This window comes from Albidovulum sp., from assembly GCF_041919395.1.
GTDB lineage: Bacteria > Pseudomonadota > Alphaproteobacteria > Rhodobacterales > Rhodobacteraceae > Albidovulum.
The window spans coordinates 1-17,942 of sequence record NZ_JAYRTX010000037.1 but is presented as its reverse complement, the minus strand read 5'-3'; the positions used below and the strand labels follow the sequence as shown (position 1 = coordinate 17,942).

The window sequence follows — 17,942 nt, the reverse complement described above, 5'->3', positions numbered from 1 at the left end:
CCTCAGGGGCCGAGGATCAGCCCCGCCCCCTCGGCCCAGGAGACCGTGACCGGCGTGCCGAGGGCGAAGCCCTCCGCGACGTTGTTCACCGATACCGAGAGCGGCCGGTCCAGCCCGCCGACCGCCACCAGGTAGTGGATGCGGTCGCCGAGGTAGGCAGCCTCCGTCACGCGTCCCGTCAGCGACGCCGTTCCGCCGCCCCCGGCGCCGGGGTGCAGCACGAGCTTTTCGGGCCGAAGCGCCAGAAAGCCCTCCGCACCCTCGGGCATGGCGCCGACGGCGGTGCCGGCGAAGGCGCCGAGCCCGCCGGCATCGAGCCGCCCCGCGCGCAGCCGGCCGGGAACGAAGTTCATCGTGCCGACGAACTCCGCCACCCGCCGGTTCGCCGGGCGCTCGTAGAGCCCGCGCGGGGTGTCGAGCTGCATCACCCGGCCCTCCGCCATGATGGCGATGCGGTCCGAAAGTGTCAGCGCCTCTTCCTGGTCGTGGGTGACGAAGACGAAGGTGATCCCGACGGTCCGTTGCAGCGCCCTGAGTTCGAGCTGCATCTCCTCCCTCAGCTTCTTGTCGAGCGCCGAGAGGGGCTCGTCCAGCAGAAGGACCTTGGGCCGGCAGACGAGCGCGCGGGCCAGCGCCACGCGCTGCCGCTGGCCGCCCGAGAGCTGGTGGGCGTTGCGCGTCGCGAGCCCGTCGAGCTTCACGAGGCTCAGCGCCTCCGCCACCCGCGCCTTCGCCTCGGCCTTGGAGAGCGGCTGGTTCCTGAGCCCGTAGCCGATGTTCTCCTCGACGTTCAGGTGCGGGAAGATCGCGTAACTCTGGAACACCATGTTCGTCGGCCGCCGGTTCGCGGGCACCCCGGCCATGGGCTGGCCGTCGATGAGGAGCGTCCCGGACGAGGGCTGTTCGATCCCCGCGAGGATGCGCAGCAGCGTGGTCTTGCCACAGCCCGAGGGCCCGAGGAGCGAAAAGAACTCCCCCTGCGCGATGTCGAAGCCGATCTCCCGCAGCACGGTCAGCGCGCCGAAGCGCTTCTCGATCTCCCTGAGTTCGATGATCGGGGTCGCAGGCGCCATCAGAGGTCTCCGGGATTGCTGGACGCCACGCCGCGCTTGCGGATCACCTCTGCGGCGATCACGAGCAGGGCGGAGCCGACGAGGATCAGCGAGCCGAGCGCAAGGACGCCCGGCAGCTTGTTCGGGAAGCGAAGCTGGCTGAAGAGATAGACCGGCAGCGTCGTCTCGGTGCCGGTCAGGAAGAAGGCGATGACGAATTCGTCGAAGGAAATGATGAACCCCATCAGGAGGCTGGAGATCACGCCGGGCAGCGCCAGCGGGAAGGTAAGCCGCCAGAAGGTCTGCCACGCGCCACATCCGAGATCGCGCGACGCTTCCTCGAGACTCGGGTCGAAACCTTCGAGCCGCGACATGAGGACCGAGATGCAGAACGGCAGGCAGACGATCACATGCCCGGCCGCGACGGTCCAGAGCGATAGCCCGATGCCGAGGATCTTCAGGATGATCACGAGAAGCGCCACCGCGATGACGATGGAGGGGATGACGAGGGGCAGCATCATGAAGCTCTGGATCGCCGCCCCGCCCGGCAGGCGGAAGCGGGTGAGCGCGAGCGCGGCGGGAATGGCCAGCGCGGTCGAGAGGACGGCGACGAAGACCGCGATCTTCAGGCTGTTCTGGAAGGCGAGGATCATCGAGGTGTTGGCCGCCATCGCCGAGAAGTTCTTCAGCGTGAAGCCCTTCAGCGGGAAGGTCGCGAAGGTGCCGTCGTTCAGCGCGAAGACCGGCATCAGGAGCACCGGCCCATAGAGGAAAACGATGAAGAGACCGGCGTAAACCCATAGAAGATCGAGCTTCCCCCGCATCGTCAGAGCCTCCGCGACCGGATGCGGGCGTAGCCGATCGCCCAGAGGAAGAGCGCCACGAGGAGCGCGATAATGGCCATCATCGTGATCGCGACCGCCGCCCCCAGGGGGGCGTTGTTCTGCTTGAGAAACAGGTCCTGCACGAGGTTGCCGATCATCGTGCCGCCCGGCCCGCCGACGAGCGTCGGCGTGACGTAGTCGCCCACCGTCGGGATGAAGACGAGCAGGGCTGCCGCGACAGTGCCGGGGGCCGAGAGCGGCAGCGTGATCCGGCGAAACCGTTTCCACCTGCTGTCGCCGAGGTCGGATGCCGCCTCGAGCAGCGAGCGGTCGATCTTTTCCAGCGAGACATAGATCGGCAGGATCGCGAAGGCGACCCAGGAATGCGCCAGCGTGATCACCACGGCGCCGGGATTGTAGAGCAGGAATTCCAGCGGTTTATCAATGATCCCAAGCGCTTTCAGGCCGGAGTTGATGGCCCCGTTGAAGCCGAGGACAACCTTCCAGGCAAAGACCCTGAGCAGATAGCTCGTCCAGAACGGGATGGTGATGAGGATGATCCAGAGCGCCTTGTGCCGGTGGACGCGGAAGGCGAGGAAATAGGCCATCGGGTAGGCAAGCGCGATGACGGCCAGCGTCGCCATGAGCGACATGACGAGCGACTTGACCATCAGGATCGCCGGCACCGGATAGGCGAGGTGGAACGGAATGCCGAACCAGACCGTCGGCTCGGCCGAGGGCCGGACGAGTTCGGCATAGTTGGCGAGTGTCGGCGTCCGGTCGAGTTCGAACCCCGACTGCGTCCAGAAGCTGAGAAGAAGCAGCGCCGCCATCGGCAGCGCCAGCATGGCGATGGTCACGGATAGTGCCGGCGAGAGGAGCGCATAGCCCCTGAGCCACCGGCGCAGCGCTTCGCGGTCGCGCGCCGGCGGCGCCGGTTCGGAGGCGGTCAGGTCCGTCACGGCAAGGTCAGTACTTCAGCGCCTTCGTATCGCCCCAGACCTTGTTGAAGCCTTCCTGCACCGCGTCCGTGGGCGTCTTGAAGACGATCGAGTTCTTCATCATCTCCACCGGGTCGGTGATGCCCATGTTGGCCACCGCCTGCGGATCGGCGATCTCGAAGGCCTTGATATTGGCATGGCCGTAGCCCGACCCTTCGATGAGCGCCTTTCCCGTCTCGGGGCTGAGCCAGGCGTCGATGAAGTCATAGGCCGCCTGTTCGTCGCCCTTGCCGGTGTTGAGGAGCGTAAGCCCGCAGAACCAGGTGAACATGCCTTCCTTCGGCACGGCGAGTTCCACCGGCACGCCCTCGGCGCGCAGGTTGGCGACGAGGTCGTTCCAGGCATAGGCCGCGACGATCTCGCCCGATGCCATGGCCTGCTGCACCTCCGACGAATCCGTCCAGAGGAACTTCGCGGTATTGACGGCCTTCGTGCCCCACTCCTTGGCCGCCGCCTCGAGCGCCGCGCCTTCGAGCTTGTAGGCCTCGTCATAGGGCATGCCGCCGACCATGGCGCCGATGACGATGGCCATCTCGTTGTCGGTCATCGCAACGCGGCCGGCATATTCGTCTTCATAGAAGATCGCCCAGGTCGGATCGGCGGCGAATTCCGGCGGCATGAGATCGGGCCGGTAGGCGATCGAGGAATTGCCCCAGTCGGCCGGTGCCATCACCACCTTGCCGTCCATGACGACGCCCTCGGCCGACTGGAGGGCCGGGAAGACATCCGCCCAGTGGCTGAGCCGCGCGGTGTCGATCTCCTTGGCCACGCCGGCGTTGACGAAACGGGCGACCGAGTAGTTGCAGGGATGCATGACGTCCGCCGCGAAACCTGCGAGCACCTTGGCCAGCGCGTCCTCCTCGCCTGCGAAGATCGAGAAGTTGGGCTGGGCGCCGTACTTCGTGACATAGGGCTGGAAGTAGTCCGGCGAATCATAGCCGCCCCATTCGAGGCAGGTCAGCACTTCGGCGGCCGCCGACCGCCGCGGCAACACGAGCGTGCCGACTCCGAAGGCGCCCGCTGCCTGCAACATCTGCCTGCGGGAAACCCGTCCCGCCGCCATTCTGTCAATGAATTTAATGCGTTGCATTCTTTTTCTCTCCCCGTTGGCCCTTGGGCCTGAAAAACCTTAACACCGTTTTGCGAAGCGCAAAGGAAATAATACGATCCGACAACAAGGGCCATCCCGGCCCCTGACCCGAACCGGAGCCGCCATGACCCCGCCCGAACTCGTCCTGATCAACGCCGACATCCGTACGATGGACCCGCATTTCCCCCGCGTAAGCGCGCTCGCCGTGCGGCATGGACGGGTGGCGGCGCTGGGGTCCGACGGCGATATACGCGCGCTTGCCGGCGCGGGCACAAGAATCATCGACGCGGGCGGGCGACTGGTGCTGCCGGGGTTCCACGACACCCACATCCACGTCCAGGACGGCGGCCAGCACTACGCCGAAAGCGCCGACCTCTCGGCCGCCCGCACCGTCGAGGAACTGCAGGCATGCCTCAGCGCCTTCGCCGCCAGCCACGGCCGTGACTGGGTCTACGGCGGGTTCTACTATTCCGGCGTCTTCGGCGAGCACAACCTGAACCGGAAGGTGCTGGACGCGGCGGTGCCCGACCGGCCCTGCATGATCATGGCCTCCGACGGACACAATGGCTGCATCAACTCTGCCGCCATCGCCCGCGTCGGGCTGACGGCCTCAACGCCCGACCCGGAGAACGGTCATTTCGTCAAGGACGCGACGGGCGCCCCCACCGGGCTTCTTTACGAGCGCGCGACCGCCTGGGTCGAGGCGCGCAAGCCCGCGCCCTCCGACGAAGACTACGCCGACGGCGTCCGCTTCGCCCAGGCGCATGCGAACGCGCACGGGCTGACCGGCCTTCTCGACGCCTCGGTGGAGGAGCGCCACGCGCGCGTCTACCGCCGGCTGGTGGAGGCGGGTGCGCTGACCGCGCGCATCCTCGCCACCGCGCGCATCGACGCTTCCGAGACAACCGAGGGCGCGGTCGCGCGGGTCGAGAATCTCCGGCGCGAGTGCCAGTCGGAAATGTTCCGCATCCACTCGGCGAAGTTCTTCCTCGACGGGGTGATCGAGAACCGCACCGCAGCGATGATCGAGCCCTATTCCGACGCGCAGGGCGGCAATGCGGCGCTCATGTTTTCGCCCAACCAGATCAACGACATGTTCGTGGCATTCGATGCGGCGCGATTCCAGATCCACGTCCATGCGATCGGCGACCTCGCGGTACGCGCGGCGCTTGACGGGATCGCGGCGGCTCGGGGCGCGAACGCGCCCTGGCCCGCCTTCCACCAGATCGCCCACGTCCAGTGCATCGACCCCGCCGACATTCCCCGCTTCGCCGAGCTTGGGGTCGTCGCCAATATCCAGCCCCTCTGGGCGCGGGCGGAACCCTCCGTCACCGATGTCGCCGTGCCGATGGTCGGACCCGAGCGCGCCCGCTGGATCTACGCCTTCCGAAGCCTGCGCGACGCGGGCGCGCTCCTCGCGCTCTCCAGCGACTGGACGGTGTCGACGCTCAATCCGTTCGAGATCATCGAGACCGCGATCACCCGCCAGCCGCCTCGGAAGGAAGGCGATCATCCGGTCTTCATCCCCGAGGAACGGCTGACGCTGGCGGAATGCGTCGAGGGCTACACCGTGAATGCCGCCACCGCCGGCTGGCGGCAGGCGGAGACGGGCGCGCTGTCGCTCGGCAAATGGGCCGATCTCATCATGCTCGACCGCGACATCTACGCCTGCAACCCGTACGACATCGGCGACACGAAGGTGCTGCTCACGCTCCTCGCCGGCCGCGAGGTCTGGAACGCCTGATCTTGCGAAAGCCTCGGGCCTCCTGTCTTCTCGGCCCGAGCCAACGGAGGAACCGCCATGGCACGGGCCGAGAACGTCCTTTTCGTCATCATCGACCAGCTCCGGGCCGACTGCGTCTTCGGCGCGCTGGCGGCGCATGTGGCGCTGCCGAACCTTCGCGCGCTCATGGCCGATGCGGTGTCGTTCCGCCGCCATTACTCGGTCGTGAACCCCTGCGGGCCGTCGCGCGCGTCGATCCTGACCGGGCAGTATGCCATGAACCATCGCGCGACGCGGAACGGCACGCCCCTGCCCGACGACCTGCCGAACCTCGCCACCGAGGTCCGCAAGGCGGGCTGGCTGCCGCTCCTCTTCGGCTACACCGACACGACCCGCGATCCCCGCAGCCTGCCGCCCGGCGATCCCATGCTGAAGAGCTACGAGCAGGTCATGCCGGGGTTCGTCGAGGCGGTGGAGATGCGGCTCGAGGAAAGCTGGCCCTGGCGCGCGCATCTCGCGGCGAAGGGCTACGAGGTGCCGCCCTACCCTGCGATCTTCCGCCCCGCCGGTCCGCGCCTTGACGACCCCGCGCTCTACCGCGCCGAGGACAGCGACACCGCGTTCCTCACCGACTGCGCGCTGGACGCGATCCGGGTGAGACCCGCGGGCTGGTTCGTCCACCTGACCTACATCCGCCCCCACCCGCCCTTCGTCGCGCCCGCGCCCTACAACCGGATGTACGACCCCGCCACCCTGCCCCTGCCGCTGCGCGCCGGCACCGTCGCGGAGGAACGCGCGCGCCATCCCTTCATCGCCTCCTCGCACGCCAGGAACCCGGCGGCGAGCACGGTGGAGGGCTTCCCCGACCTCGCGCCCACCGACGCGAACGTCCAGACCCTCCGGGCGATCTACCTCGGCCTGGCGACCGAGGTTGACGATCACCTCGGCCGGATCATCGGCCACCTGAAGGAGCGCGGCCTTTACGACCGGACGCTGATCGTGGTGACGGCCGACCATGGCGAGATGCTGGGCGACCACCATGCCTGGGGCAAGTCGACATTCTACGACGCGGCCTACCACACCGCGCTCGTCATCCGCGATCCAGACGCGCCCCTGCGCGGCGGCGCGGTCGATCTGCCGACCGAGGCGGTGGACGTGACGCCGACGATCCTCGACTGCCTCGGGCTCGACATCCCGCACACGATGGACGGACGGAGCCTCAGGCCCTTCCTCTCGGGCGAGATCCCGCCGGACTGGCGGCGGAACAGCTTTTCGGAACTCGACTTCGGCGACCCGGTCACGCCGACCCTGGCGCAAGAGGCGCTCGGCCTGCCGGCCGAGGCGGCAAACCTCGCCATCCTGCGCGGGCCCACGCACACACTCGTCCATTTCAACGGCGGGCTGCCGCCGCTTCTCTTCGACCACCGCGCCGCGGGCGAGATGCGGGATGTCGCGGGCGACCCGGCCGCGGCCCCGGCGCTCCTGGAGATGAGCCGGGCGATGCTCGACCACCGGATGCGCCACGCCAACGGGCGCTTCGCCCGGACGATGGTCACGCCGGCCGGCGTCGCGGTGGCACCACGGCGCTAAAGCACGGCCGATTCGGCACAGGCAGCGGCTGGACCGACGCGGCAGCCGCATCTGGCGCTACGTGGCCACCGGCAGCCGCCCTAGCCTGAGTCCCGCCCGCGAGAGATCGGGCAACCCGCCTTGCACCCTGGCAAGGACCGCGAGACGGCCCGCGCGCGGCATGGCGCGCGGACAAAGTGTGCGCCGCTGAAACTATCCTTCCCGAGTGCCCGCTGATGAAACGTCCTGTTCGATTTTCGTTGACCTGTTTCGGTGGCCGGCACCAAGATCGTGCCTTGGGGGGCTGTCACAAATCTGACTCCGCTTTCACGCAACAAGGCCCCGACGCGCCCGGGTATCCAATCATGGCGCCAAAAAGTCGATCCGATTTCAACTGGTCCGACAACAGGAGAGAACATGAGAAAACTACTGCTTTCGAGCGGTGCGCTGGCGATCCTGCCGCTGGCCGCACTCGCAAGCTGCCCGGGGATCACGGTGGCGGACATGGGCGGCATCGCCCCCGGCGCCTTCCCTCAGCAGTTCGAGCTTGCCGAGTTCCAGGCGGCCGCCGGCTGCACGATGGAGTTTTCGGAAAACCCTGCGATCGCCGAGATGAACGGCCGCATCCGCGGCAACCCGGCCGAACTGCCGCCGGTGGCCGAGCGGCTGCCGGCCGAGCCGCTCGTCGTCGTGCCCTATGACGCGATCGGCAGCTACGGCGGCACGCTCGACGCGCTGTCGAACGCGAACGAGGCCGGAACCTCCGACTTCCTCTCGATCCGCCACGTCAACCTCGTGCGCTATTCCGACGACCTCGAGACCATCGTCCCGAACGTCGCGAAAAGCTGGGAATGGAACGACGACTACACGCAGCTCACGTTCCATCTGCGCAAGGGCCACAAGTGGTCCGACGGCGCGCCCTTCACCTCGGCCGACGTGAAGTTCTGGTACGACAACCTGGCGCTCGATCCGAAGGTCAACGAGAAGCCGAAGGACTACGTGACCGTTGCCGGCCAGCCGATGACGGTGGAGACGCCCGACGACGAGACGGTCGTCTTCAAGCTGCCGGCGCCGAAACCGGGGCTTCTGGCCCACTTCGCGACCCACTTCGGCCAGGGCTTCCAGCCCAAGCACTTCCTCGGCAAGTTCCACCCGGCAATCAACCCGGACGCCGACAAGGAGGCACAGGCGCTCGGCTTCCCGGACGGCTACGCCGTGATCATGGCCTACTACGGCAACTCGGACTGGACCGACACCGGCACGCCGATGCTGAATTCGCCCGACAAGGTGGCGAACATGCCGATGGATGCGATGCCGACGCTGGAAAGCCATTTCGTCGTCAAGGAGACCACCGAGGGCCGGCACTTCGTGGCCAATCCCTACTTCTTCCAGGTCGACACCACGGGCAAGCAACTGCCCTACATCAACGAACTCGACGAGCTTTTCGTCAACGACCAGGAAGTCCGGCTCCTGAAGCTCGTGAACGGCGAGGTCGACTACAAGGCACAGTCGCTGCAACTGTCGGACGCGCCGCTTCTGCTCGAAAACCAGGAGAAGGGCGGCTACACGATCCAGCTGAAGCCCAAGATCGCCATGCACGCGATCTCGTTCAACGTGACCTCGGCCGACGAGGAAAAGCGCCAGGTCTTCGGCGACCTGCGGTTCCGCAAGGCGATGTCGGTCGCGATCAACCGCGAGGCGCTGAACGAGACGGCCTATTTCGGCGAAGGCGCGATCCAGCAGTATACCGGCTTCTCGCCGCTGCCCGACTACATCGACGCGAAATGGAAGAGCTTCGCGGCCGAGCACGATCCCGAAGGCGCCAAGGCGATGCTCGACGAGGTCGGGGTCGTCGACAAGGACGGTGACGGCTTCCGCGACCTGCCCTCGGGCGCGCCCCTGGTGCTGAACCTGCAGTTCGCCACGCAAGGCATCGCCGGCCAGGTCGTCGAGCTCATCGCGCAGGACTGGGCGGCTGTCGGCATCAACACCACGGTGAAGGAGATCACGCCCGACGAATACCGCTCGGCGCAGTCGTCCAACCAGCTTGACGTCGGCCTTTGGGAAAAGGGCCAGCCGGTCGGCATCATCCTCGGCAACAACGAGCTTTGGGTGCCGCCCTTCGAGAACTACTTCGGGCACCGTTCCGCCATGCTCTGGGCCGAGTGGGTGGATTCGAACGGTTCGGCCGGGGTGGAGCCGCCCGACTACGTCAAGGCGCTCATCTCCGACATCAACGCGCTGCAATCGACACCCTCCGGCACCGACGAGTTCAAGGCCATCGCCAACCGCATGGTCGAGAACATGACGGGGAACCTGCTCTTCATCGGCACCGCGCTGACGCCGGACCCGATCTACCACCGCAACGCGCTGAAGAACGTGCCGGAGTTCAAGACGGCCTCCTACGAATACTACCGGACCTACCCCTACCGGGCGTCCCAGTGGTACTTCGACGAGTAAGGGCGTGAACTGACACGACCTGGCCGGGGCGGACACCCGTCCGCCCCGGCTCCGTCACAAACCGCCCTGACGGGACTTCACAGACATGGCCCAGTTTGCCCAGTTCGCCCTGACCCGCGCCCTGATGGCGCTGATCACGCTCCTTACCGTGTCGCTCATCGTCTTCACGCTGATGGAGCTGGTCCCCGGCACCTGCGCCGAACGCTACCTCGCCTTCAAGAACACGCAAGGCTCGCAGATCACGATCGCCGACATTGCCGCCGAGGAGCGGCGGCTCGGGCTCGACCGGCCGTTCATCGAACGCTGGGGCAAGTGGGTGTATAACGTCTTCGTCCACGGCGAATTCGGCGAAAGCTGCATCCTCAGGGTCGACATCAACCAGCTCCTCTCCGACAAGTTCTGGATTTCGCTCGGCATCTGCATGGCGGCGCTGGTCTTCTCCTACGCCATCGCGGTGCCCATCGGCATTGTCTCGGCCAGTTCGCAGAACCCGGTCGTCAACAACTCGCTCAGGTTCGTGAGCTATCTCGGCCTCGCGCTGCCGAACTTCCTTCTGGCGCTCATGATCATGCTCTTCTCGACCGTCGTCTTCGGCGACAGCCTGACCGGGCTCTTTTCCAAGGAGTTCCGGGATGCGGCATGGAGCTGGGCCAAGTTCGGCGACTTCCTGTCGCGTGCATGGCTGCCGGTCTTCATCCTCGGCTGGTCGGCGACCGCCTTCGCGCTGCAGACGGTGCGGGCGCTCATGCTCGACGAGATCGGCAAGCTCTACGTCACCGCGGCCTCGGCCCGCGGCGTGTCGGGCGCGCGGCTTCTCTGGCGCTATCCGGCAAAGCATTCGCTCGGGCCGGTGATCAACTCTCTCGGCTTCGACCTCAACCGCATCTTCAACGAACTGCCGATCGTCGCGTTGATCCTGACGCTGACGGAGTCCGGCGCGCTTCTCTTCGAAAGCCTCGCGCGGTCGAACGACCAGCAGCTTGCCGGCGCGATCATCTTCCTTCTGACCGCGAGCATCGTCGTGCTGAACTTCACCACCGATATCCTGCTCGCGCTCATCGACCCGCGCGTGCGGCGCGGCATGATGGGGTAGAGCCATGTCCACCGAGCCAGCCGCCCTCGCCGCCGGAATCGACCAGAAGGCCAAGGAGGCCTATTTCACCGCCTCGCAGGGCCAACTCATCTGGGCGCGGTTCAGGGGCAACCGGACGGCGATGATCGCCGCCTGGGCGCTCGTCCTGATGATCCTGATGGGACTCTTCGCGCCGTTCCTCTCGCCCTACGACCCGACCATCGCGGGCCGTGACGAGAATTACGAGAACGGCGCGCCGCAGTTCCCGAAGTTCTGGGACGAGAACGGCTTTTCCGCCCGTCCCTTCATCTACGCGACGGAACGGGAACGCTCGATCAAGACCAATTTCCGCTGGGTGGTCACCGAGAACCGCGACAAGCGGCTCTATGTCCGCTTCTTCGTGACGGGGTGGAACTACAAGCTTCTCGGCGTCGTGCCCGCGAGCCGCCACCTCTTCGGCGTGGACGGTGACGGCAAGATCCACCTCTTCGGCACGGACGCCTCCGGCAAGGACATCTTCAGCCGCACGCTCCACGCGATCTGGACCTCGCTCGCCGTCGGCACGCTGGGGGTCCTGATCTCCTTCGTGCTCGCGCTCGTCATAGGAGGGGTGGCCGGCTATTTCGGCGGCTGGATCGACTCGGTCCTGCAGATGGTCACCGACGCGATCCGCACGGTGCCGTCGATCCCGCTCTTCATGGCGCTCGCCGCTTTCATGCCCGACCACTGGTCGTCCGAGACGCGGTTCTTCTTCATCTCGATCATCCTCGGGCTGATCGGCTGGCCCACCCTCGCCCGCCGCATCCGCACCCATCTTCTGACCGAACGAACCCAGGAATACGTGCTCGCGGCCGAGCTTTGCGGCGCCTCGTCCGGCCACATCATCCGCCGCCACCTGCTGCCCTCCTTCACCTCCTACATCATCGTCGACCTGATGATTTCCTTCCCCTACATGGTCCGCTCCGAAACCGCGCTTTCCTTCATCGGCCTCGGCCTGAAGGACCCGGTGAACTCCCTGGGCGCGCTGATGCAGAACGTCTCCAAGGCCGACGTGCTCCTGAACTACCAGTGGTACTTCATCCCGGTGATCTTCTTCGTGGCGCTCGTTCTCGCCTTCGTCTTCGTCGGCGACGGGCTGAGGGACGCGGCCGACCCCTATTCGGACACGAAGAAATGACGGCGCTCATCGAGGTCAGCAACCTGACGATCCGCTTCCGCACCGACGAGGGCCTCGTGACGGCGGTGGAGGACGTTTCCTTCACGCTGGGCAAGGGCGAGGTCATGGGCCTCGTGGGCGAGTCGGGGTCAGGCAAGTCGGTCACGGCGAAGGCGCTGATGAGCCTCAATGCCAGGAACGCCGTCTATGGCGAGGACAGCCGGATCACCCTTCACGCCGATACCGGCCCTGTCGAGGTCCTCAAGCTGAAGACGGCGCGCGAATTGAAGATCGTCCGCGGCGGCGCCATCTCGATGATCTTCCAGGAACCGATGGCGAGCTTCGCGCCGGCCATCACCATCGGCAGGCAGATGGTCGAACAACTCCAGCTTCACGGCGACATGTCGAAGGCAAGGGCCAAGGAAATCTCGGTAGAGATGCTCGACCGGGTCGGCATCTCGGACCCCGCGCGGCGCTTCGACCAGTACGCGTTCGAGCTTTCGGGCGGCATGCGCCAGCGGGCGATGATCGCCATGGCGCTCTCCACCCGGCCGAAGCTCCTGATCGCCGACGAACCGACGACCGCGCTCGACGTGACGATCCAGGCGCAGGTGATCGACCTCATGAAGGACCTCGTGAACGAGTTCCACATGGGGATCGTCTTCATCACCCATGACCTCGGCGTGATCGCCCAGACCGCCGACAAGGTCAGCGTCATGTATCTCGGCCGGCTGATCGAGGAAGGCCCGGTGCGCGAGGTGATCCGCAATCCCAAGCACCCCTACACCCGGGGCCTGATCGCCGCGCTGCCGAAGCTCGACGACCTCGACGCGCCGCTGACGCCGGTCGCGGGCGACATCCCCTCGCCGCTCGAACGGCCGGCCGGCTGCGTCTTCCATACCCGCTGCCCGAAGATTCTCGGCGAGGTCTGCCGGACGGCGCTGCCGGGGGATACGCAGGTGAACCCCACCCACCGTGTCGCCTGCCATCTCTATCCGCCGGGGGGACCCGCATGACCGATGCGCCGCTGATCGTCACAAGCGACCTTTCGGTGGGGTTCCGGACCGGGTCCGGGCTCTTCGGCAAGGCGCTGCTGAAGGCGGTCGACCATGTCAGTCTCGACATCCGCAAGGGTTCCTTCTTCGGTCTCGTCGGGGAATCGGGATCTGGCAAGACCACTCTCGGCCGCGCGCTCCTGAAGGCGGTGCCGATGACCGGGGGCACGGCGCGCTTCCGGGACGGCGAGGTGGACTACGACCTGACCACGCTTTCCGGGCCATCGCTCAAGGACTACCGCAAGCGCGCGCAGCTGATCTTCCAGGACCCCTACGCCGCGCTCAGCCCGCGGATGACCGTGCGCGACATCATCGCCGAACCCCTGGAGGTGATGGGCCTGACGAAGACGCGCGAGGAGACCGACGCCCGCGTCCGCGCCATCGCTGCAAAGTGCCGGCTGAACCTCGAACACCTGCGCCGCTTCCCGCATGCCTTCTCGGGCGGCCAGCGCCAGCGCATCTCCATCGCCCGCGCCCTCGTCTCGGGGCCGAAGTTCATCGTCGCCGACGAAAGCGTGGCGGCGCTCGATGTCTCGATCCAGGCTGATGTCCTGAACCTTCTCAAGGAGTTGCAGCGCGATCTTCAGATCACGTTCCTGTTCATCAGCCATGACCTTTCGGTCGTGGCGCATACCTGCGACCATGTGGCGGTGATGTATCTCGGGCGCCTCGTGGAAAGCGCGCCGACGCGACGGGTCTTCGCCGCCCCGCGCCACCCCTACACCAAGGCGCTCTTCTCTGCGATCCCCTCGCTCGACCCCGACGACCGCGGGCGCGGCCAGAAGCTCACGGGAGAGATTCCCTCGCCCACGAACCAGCCGCCCGGCTGCAAGTTCCATACCCGCTGCCCGTACACGATCGCCCGCTGCAGGACGGAGGAGCCGGCGCTGGAACATCCCGGCGACGGACACGAGGTCGCCTGCCACCGCTGGCGCGAGCTTCAGGAAACCACGGTGGCCTGAGACGCTTGCCGGTTTTTTCGCGCCAAGGACACCGGAAAGCGCCACATGATCCGTGTCAAGGAAAAGGCGCATGGACTGCCCTAACCCGGGCGGGGCCGGAATGAGGGCTCGTGAGATGACCGAACGCACGCAGGATCTGTCCACGCTCATCGCCCGCGACGGGGCCGGACGGCGGGTATGGCGGTGGATCACGGCCGCGGTTGTCCTCGCGCTGCTGGCGGCCGGCGGCGGCTGGTGGTGGCTCGCTCGAAGCACCGGCACGAGTGTCAGCTACGTGACCGAGCCTGCGACGCGGGGCGCCCTCACCGTCACGGTCGTCGCCACCGGCACCGTGCAGCCGACGCGCCAGGTCGAGGTGTCCTCGGAGCTTTCCGGCACGCTCATCGCCGTCGAGGCCGACTACAACGACCGGGTGGAGGCGGGCGCGGTCCTCGCCCGGCTCGACGACACCAAGCTCCGCGCTCAGGTGACGAATGCAGAAGGCGCGCTCATCGCCGCGAGGGCGCGGGTCGATCAGGCGCAGGCGGCCCTGGATCAGGCGCAGTCGAACTACGAGGCACGCGGCGCTCTCGACCGGCTCGGCACCACCTCGCGGCTCGATTTCCTCGGCTACGAAGCGACTTACAAGTCCGCGAGGGCGGCGCTGGAGATCGCGCGGGCGGACGTCACGCTGGCCGAGGCCGCGCTTTCCTCGGTGCGCTCGGACCTCGAGAAGACCGCGATCCGCTCTCCCGTGAAGGGGGTCGTGCTCGACCGGACGGCAGACGCGGGCAAGATCGTCGCCTCCTCGCTCAACGCGCCAACGCTCTTCGTCATCGCCGAGGACCTCGCCGAGATGGAGCTGAGGGTGGACGTGGACGAGGCCGACATCGGCAAGGTCACGGTCGGCAACCCGGCGCGCTTCACGGTCGAGGCCTATCCCGGTCGCGGATTCGACGCGACGATAACCGAAGTGCGCTATGCCCCCGAGACGACCGAGGGCGTGGTGACATACAAGGCGATCCTCGCCGTCGACAACACCGACCTCTCCCTCCGTCCCGGAATGACCGCGACCGCGACGATCAGGGTGGCCGAAGTCGCCGACGCGCTGCAGGTTCCGAACGCCGCCCTGCGCTATGCGCCGCCGCAGGCAGCCGACGACAGAGGCGGCGGCAGCGGGCTTCTCGGTCTGATCATGCCGCGCCGTCCGGGATCGAACGGCGCGGGAACAGCCAGCGGCCGCGCCGTCTGGGTGCTGCGCGACGGCACCCCGGAGGAAGAAGCGGTCGAGACCGGGCAAAGCGACGGCAAGCGCACGGTCATCCTGTCGGGCGGCCTCGTCGAGGGCGACGAGGTCATCACCGACCGGATCGAGGCGAAGTGACATGGCGGCCGCGGGCGAGCCGATCATCGAATTCCGCGGCATCCGGCGCACCTACGGCAGCGGCGAGGCCGAGGTGCGGGCGCTCGACGGGGTGGACCTGACGATCCGGCGGGGCGAGTTCGTCGCCATCATGGGGCCGTCCGGTTCGGGCAAATCGACCGCAATGAACATAATCGGCTTTCTGGACCGGCCGACAACGGGGACCTATCTCTTCGAGGGAAAGGATGTCTCGGCCCTGAACCGCGACCAGCGCGCGCTGATCCGCCGCCACTACCTCGGCTTCGTCTTCCAGGGTTTCAACCTGCTCGCCCGCACCTCCGCGCTGGAGAATGTCGAGCTTCCCCTGATCTACAAGGGGCTCGGCCGCGCCGAGCGCTCGGCCCTGGCCGCCGAGGCGCTGGCCAAGGTGGGGCTTCAGGGCCGCGAGCATCACGATCCGTCGGAGCTTTCCGGCGGCCAGCAGCAGCGCGTGGCCATCGCGCGCGCGCTCGCAGGCGATCCGGTCGTCATCCTTGCCGACGAGCCGACCGGCAACCTAGACACAACCCGCTCGCGCGAGATCATGGAACTGCTCGTCCGGCTGAATCGCGAGGACGGCATCACCATCGTCATGGTCACGCACGAGGAAGACATGGCCGCCCATGCCGGACGGCTCGTCACCTTCATCGACGGCCGCGTCGCCTCCGACCGCGCGATGCCGGCGCGGGAGGCCGCGCAATGATCTGGGAAACCGTCCGCCTCGCGCTGCAGGCGATCCTCAGGAACGCGCTTCGCTCGTTCCTGACCGTGCTCGGCGTCGTCATCGGCGTGGCGGCCGTCATCGCCATGGTCACGATCGGCCAGGGCTCCTCCGACCAGGTGACGGCGAGCGTCGAGAGCCTCGGCACCAACGTGCTCATCCTCCGTCCCGGCCGGGCGATGATGGGGCCGGGCGTGCGCGACGACGCGCCCGAGTTCCGCCTTGCCGACGCCGAGGCGATGAGCACGCTTTCGGTCGTCGCCGCGGCCGCGCCCGTGGCCTCCTCCACCCTCACCGCCGTCTACGGCAATGCCAACGCGACGACGCTCGTCACCGGGACCGGTGCGAGCTACCTCGACGTCTTGAACTGGCCGGTCGTGCGCGGCAGGAGCTTCGCCGACGCCGAGGAACGCTCCGGCGCGGCGGTCTGCCTGATCGGCGAGACGGTGCGCCAGAAGCTTTTCGGCAATACCGATCCGACCGGGGAAGCGATCCGGCTGAAATCGGTTTCCTGCGAGGTCGTCGGCCTTCTGCAGGCCAAGGGCGCCTCCACCTTCGGCCAGGACCAGGACGACACGATCATCGTGCCGATCCGGATGCTGCAGCGGCGGGTGACCGGCACGACCGATGTCTCCTCGATCCGCGTCGCCCTCGCTCCGGGCGTCACCACCGCCCGCGGCATCCGCGAGATCGAGGCGCTGATGCGCGAACGCCGGCGCATCGGCATCGGCGAGGATGACGATTTCTCGGTGACCGACATGGCGGAGATTTCCTCGATGCTGACGGGCATCAACAACGTTCTGGCGGGACTTCTCTCGGCCGTGGCGGCGGTGAGCCTGCTCGTCGGCGGCATCGGCATCATGAACATCATGCTGGTGTCGGTAACCGAACGCACGCGCGAGATCGGCATCCGCCTTGCCGTCGGCGCGCAGGCGCGGCAGGTCATGATGCAGTTCCTGATCGAGGCGGTGGTGCTTTCGCTCATCGGCGGACTCATCGGCATCCTCCTCGGTCTCGCGCTTGCCTATGTCGCCGCGCAACTCATGGCGATCCCGTTCGCGCCGAGCCTTCCCGTCGTCCTGCTCGCCTTCATCTTCTCGGCCTTCGTGGGTGTCGTCTTCGGCTACTTCCCCGCCCGTTCCGCCGCCCGGCTCGACCCGATCGAGGCGCTGCGCTACCAGTGACACCGGTCGGCCCTTGACCGAGATCAAAGGCCCCGTGCCGTCGATCGGCCATCCTGTCCGCCTCAGCCGAGGGAGGTACGCATGTCGGCCCGTGAACAGTCGCTCATCTGGTTCGACAAGGTCGCGCGCGGCGACGTGGCGCTCGTCGGTGGCAAGAACGCATCGCTCGGCGAGATGACCGTGGCGCTGGCGCCGAAGGGCATCCGCGTGCCCGAGGGCTTCGCCACCACCTCCGGCGCCTTCCGCGCCTTCCTTGCCGCGAACCGGCTCGACGCGGTGATCCGCGAGCGCCTCGCCGCGTTCGCCGCCGGAAGGGCCGACCTTGCCGCCACCGGGCGCGCCATCCGCGAGGCCATCGCCGGCGCCGACTGGCCCGAGGCGATGGCCGCCGAGATCCGTGCAGCCTATGGCGAGCTTTCCCGCCGCACCGGGAAGGACAACCCCGCCGTCGCCGTCCGCTCTTCCGCCACGGCCGAGGACCTGCCGGACGCGAGTTTCGCGGGCCAGCAGGAAACGTTCCTGAACGTCGCGGGCGAGGCGGCGCTCCTCGATGCCTGCCGGCGCTGCTTCGCCTCGCTCTATACCGACCGGGCGATCACCTACCGCACGCTGAAGGGCTTCGCGCACGAGAAGGTCGCGCTCTCGGTCGGCGTGCAGCTCATGGTGCGCTCCGACCTCGGCGGCTCGGGTGT

The 17,942-nt window shown here is 67.3% G+C and carries 15 protein-coding genes; 11 read left to right on the top strand and 4 right to left on the bottom strand.

Annotation, left to right across the window (positions count from 1 at the left end):
* Positions 1-2: 2 nt before the first annotated feature.
* Genes ACMUOO_RS08215 through ACMUOO_RS08200 form a run of 4 tightly spaced genes read right to left on the bottom strand, consistent with a single transcriptional unit; the run spans position 3 to position 3,967 of the window.
* The gene (locus tag ACMUOO_RS08215) at positions 3-1,073 is read right to left on the bottom strand and encodes an ABC transporter ATP-binding protein (RefSeq protein WP_301918850.1); all 1,071 of its coding nucleotides are present in this window, start codon (positions 1,071-1,073) and stop codon (positions 3-5) included.
* Positions 1,073-1,876, bottom strand: coding sequence for an ABC transporter permease (locus ACMUOO_RS08210; RefSeq protein ID WP_301918849.1), 804 nt, complete (start codon positions 1,874-1,876; stop codon positions 1,073-1,075). Before ACMUOO_RS08210 ends, ACMUOO_RS08215 begins: the two co-directional genes overlap by 1 nt.
* A gap of 2 nt (positions 1,877-1,878) precedes the next feature.
* Positions 1,879-2,838, bottom strand: coding sequence for an ABC transporter permease (locus ACMUOO_RS08205; protein WP_367891205.1), 960 nt, complete (start codon positions 2,836-2,838; stop codon positions 1,879-1,881).
* 7 nt (positions 2,839-2,845) lie between these two features.
* Positions 2,846-3,967, bottom strand: coding sequence for an ABC transporter substrate-binding protein (locus ACMUOO_RS08200; protein WP_413854997.1), 1,122 nt, complete (start codon positions 3,965-3,967; stop codon positions 2,846-2,848).
* Positions 3,968-4,091: 124 nt separating this feature from the next.
* Between ACMUOO_RS08200 and ACMUOO_RS08195 the strand changes: the two genes are divergently transcribed.
* The 11 genes from ACMUOO_RS08195 to ACMUOO_RS08145 all read left to right on the top strand — a co-directional run.
* Entirely contained in the window at positions 4,092-5,711 is a 1,620-nt protein-coding gene (locus ACMUOO_RS08195) for an amidohydrolase (protein WP_301918847.1), read from the top strand.
* A 57-nt stretch (positions 5,712-5,768) separates the two neighbouring features.
* Positions 5,769-7,280 (top strand): alkaline phosphatase family protein, encoded by a 1,512-nt coding sequence (locus ACMUOO_RS08190; RefSeq protein ID WP_301918846.1) that lies wholly within the window; start codon positions 5,769-5,771, stop codon positions 7,278-7,280.
* 396 nt (positions 7,281-7,676) lie between these two features.
* Positions 7,677-9,719: an ABC transporter substrate-binding protein gene (locus tag ACMUOO_RS08185; protein WP_301918845.1), complete on the top strand. Its 2,043-nt coding sequence runs from the start codon at positions 7,677-7,679 to the stop codon at positions 9,717-9,719.
* Between the two features lie 85 nt (positions 9,720-9,804).
* Complete coding sequence (locus tag ACMUOO_RS08180) at positions 9,805-10,812, top strand: ABC transporter permease (protein WP_301918844.1); 1,008 nt, start codon at positions 9,805-9,807, stop codon at positions 10,810-10,812.
* Between the two features lie 4 nt (positions 10,813-10,816).
* Entirely contained in the window at positions 10,817-11,968 is a 1,152-nt protein-coding gene (locus tag ACMUOO_RS08175) for an ABC transporter permease (protein WP_301918843.1), read from the top strand.
* Entirely contained in the window at positions 11,965-12,963 is a 999-nt protein-coding gene (locus tag ACMUOO_RS08170) for an ABC transporter ATP-binding protein (protein WP_301918842.1), read from the top strand. Before ACMUOO_RS08175 ends, ACMUOO_RS08170 begins: the two co-directional genes overlap by 4 nt.
* Positions 12,960-13,964: an ABC transporter ATP-binding protein gene (locus ACMUOO_RS08165; RefSeq protein WP_301918841.1), complete on the top strand. Its 1,005-nt coding sequence runs from the start codon at positions 12,960-12,962 to the stop codon at positions 13,962-13,964. The genes ACMUOO_RS08170 and ACMUOO_RS08165 overlap by 4 nt, the downstream gene beginning before the upstream one ends.
* A gap of 115 nt (positions 13,965-14,079) precedes the next feature.
* On the top strand, positions 14,080-15,327 hold the full coding sequence (locus ACMUOO_RS08160; protein ID WP_301918840.1) for an efflux RND transporter periplasmic adaptor subunit: 1,248 nt from the start codon (positions 14,080-14,082) through the stop codon (positions 15,325-15,327).
* Between the two features lies 1 nt (position 15,328).
* On the top strand, positions 15,329-16,048 hold the full coding sequence (locus ACMUOO_RS08155) for an ABC transporter ATP-binding protein (RefSeq protein WP_301918839.1): 720 nt from the start codon (positions 15,329-15,331) through the stop codon (positions 16,046-16,048).
* A complete protein-coding gene (locus ACMUOO_RS08150; protein WP_301918838.1) occupies positions 16,045-17,250 on the top strand; it encodes an ABC transporter permease in 1,206 nt (401 codons plus the stop codon). Before ACMUOO_RS08155 ends, ACMUOO_RS08150 begins: the two co-directional genes overlap by 4 nt.
* An 81-nt stretch (positions 17,251-17,331) precedes the next feature.
* Positions 17,332-17,942: PEP/pyruvate-binding domain-containing protein (locus ACMUOO_RS08145; protein WP_413854996.1), on the top strand; the 611-nt coding region annotated here is incomplete at its 3' end.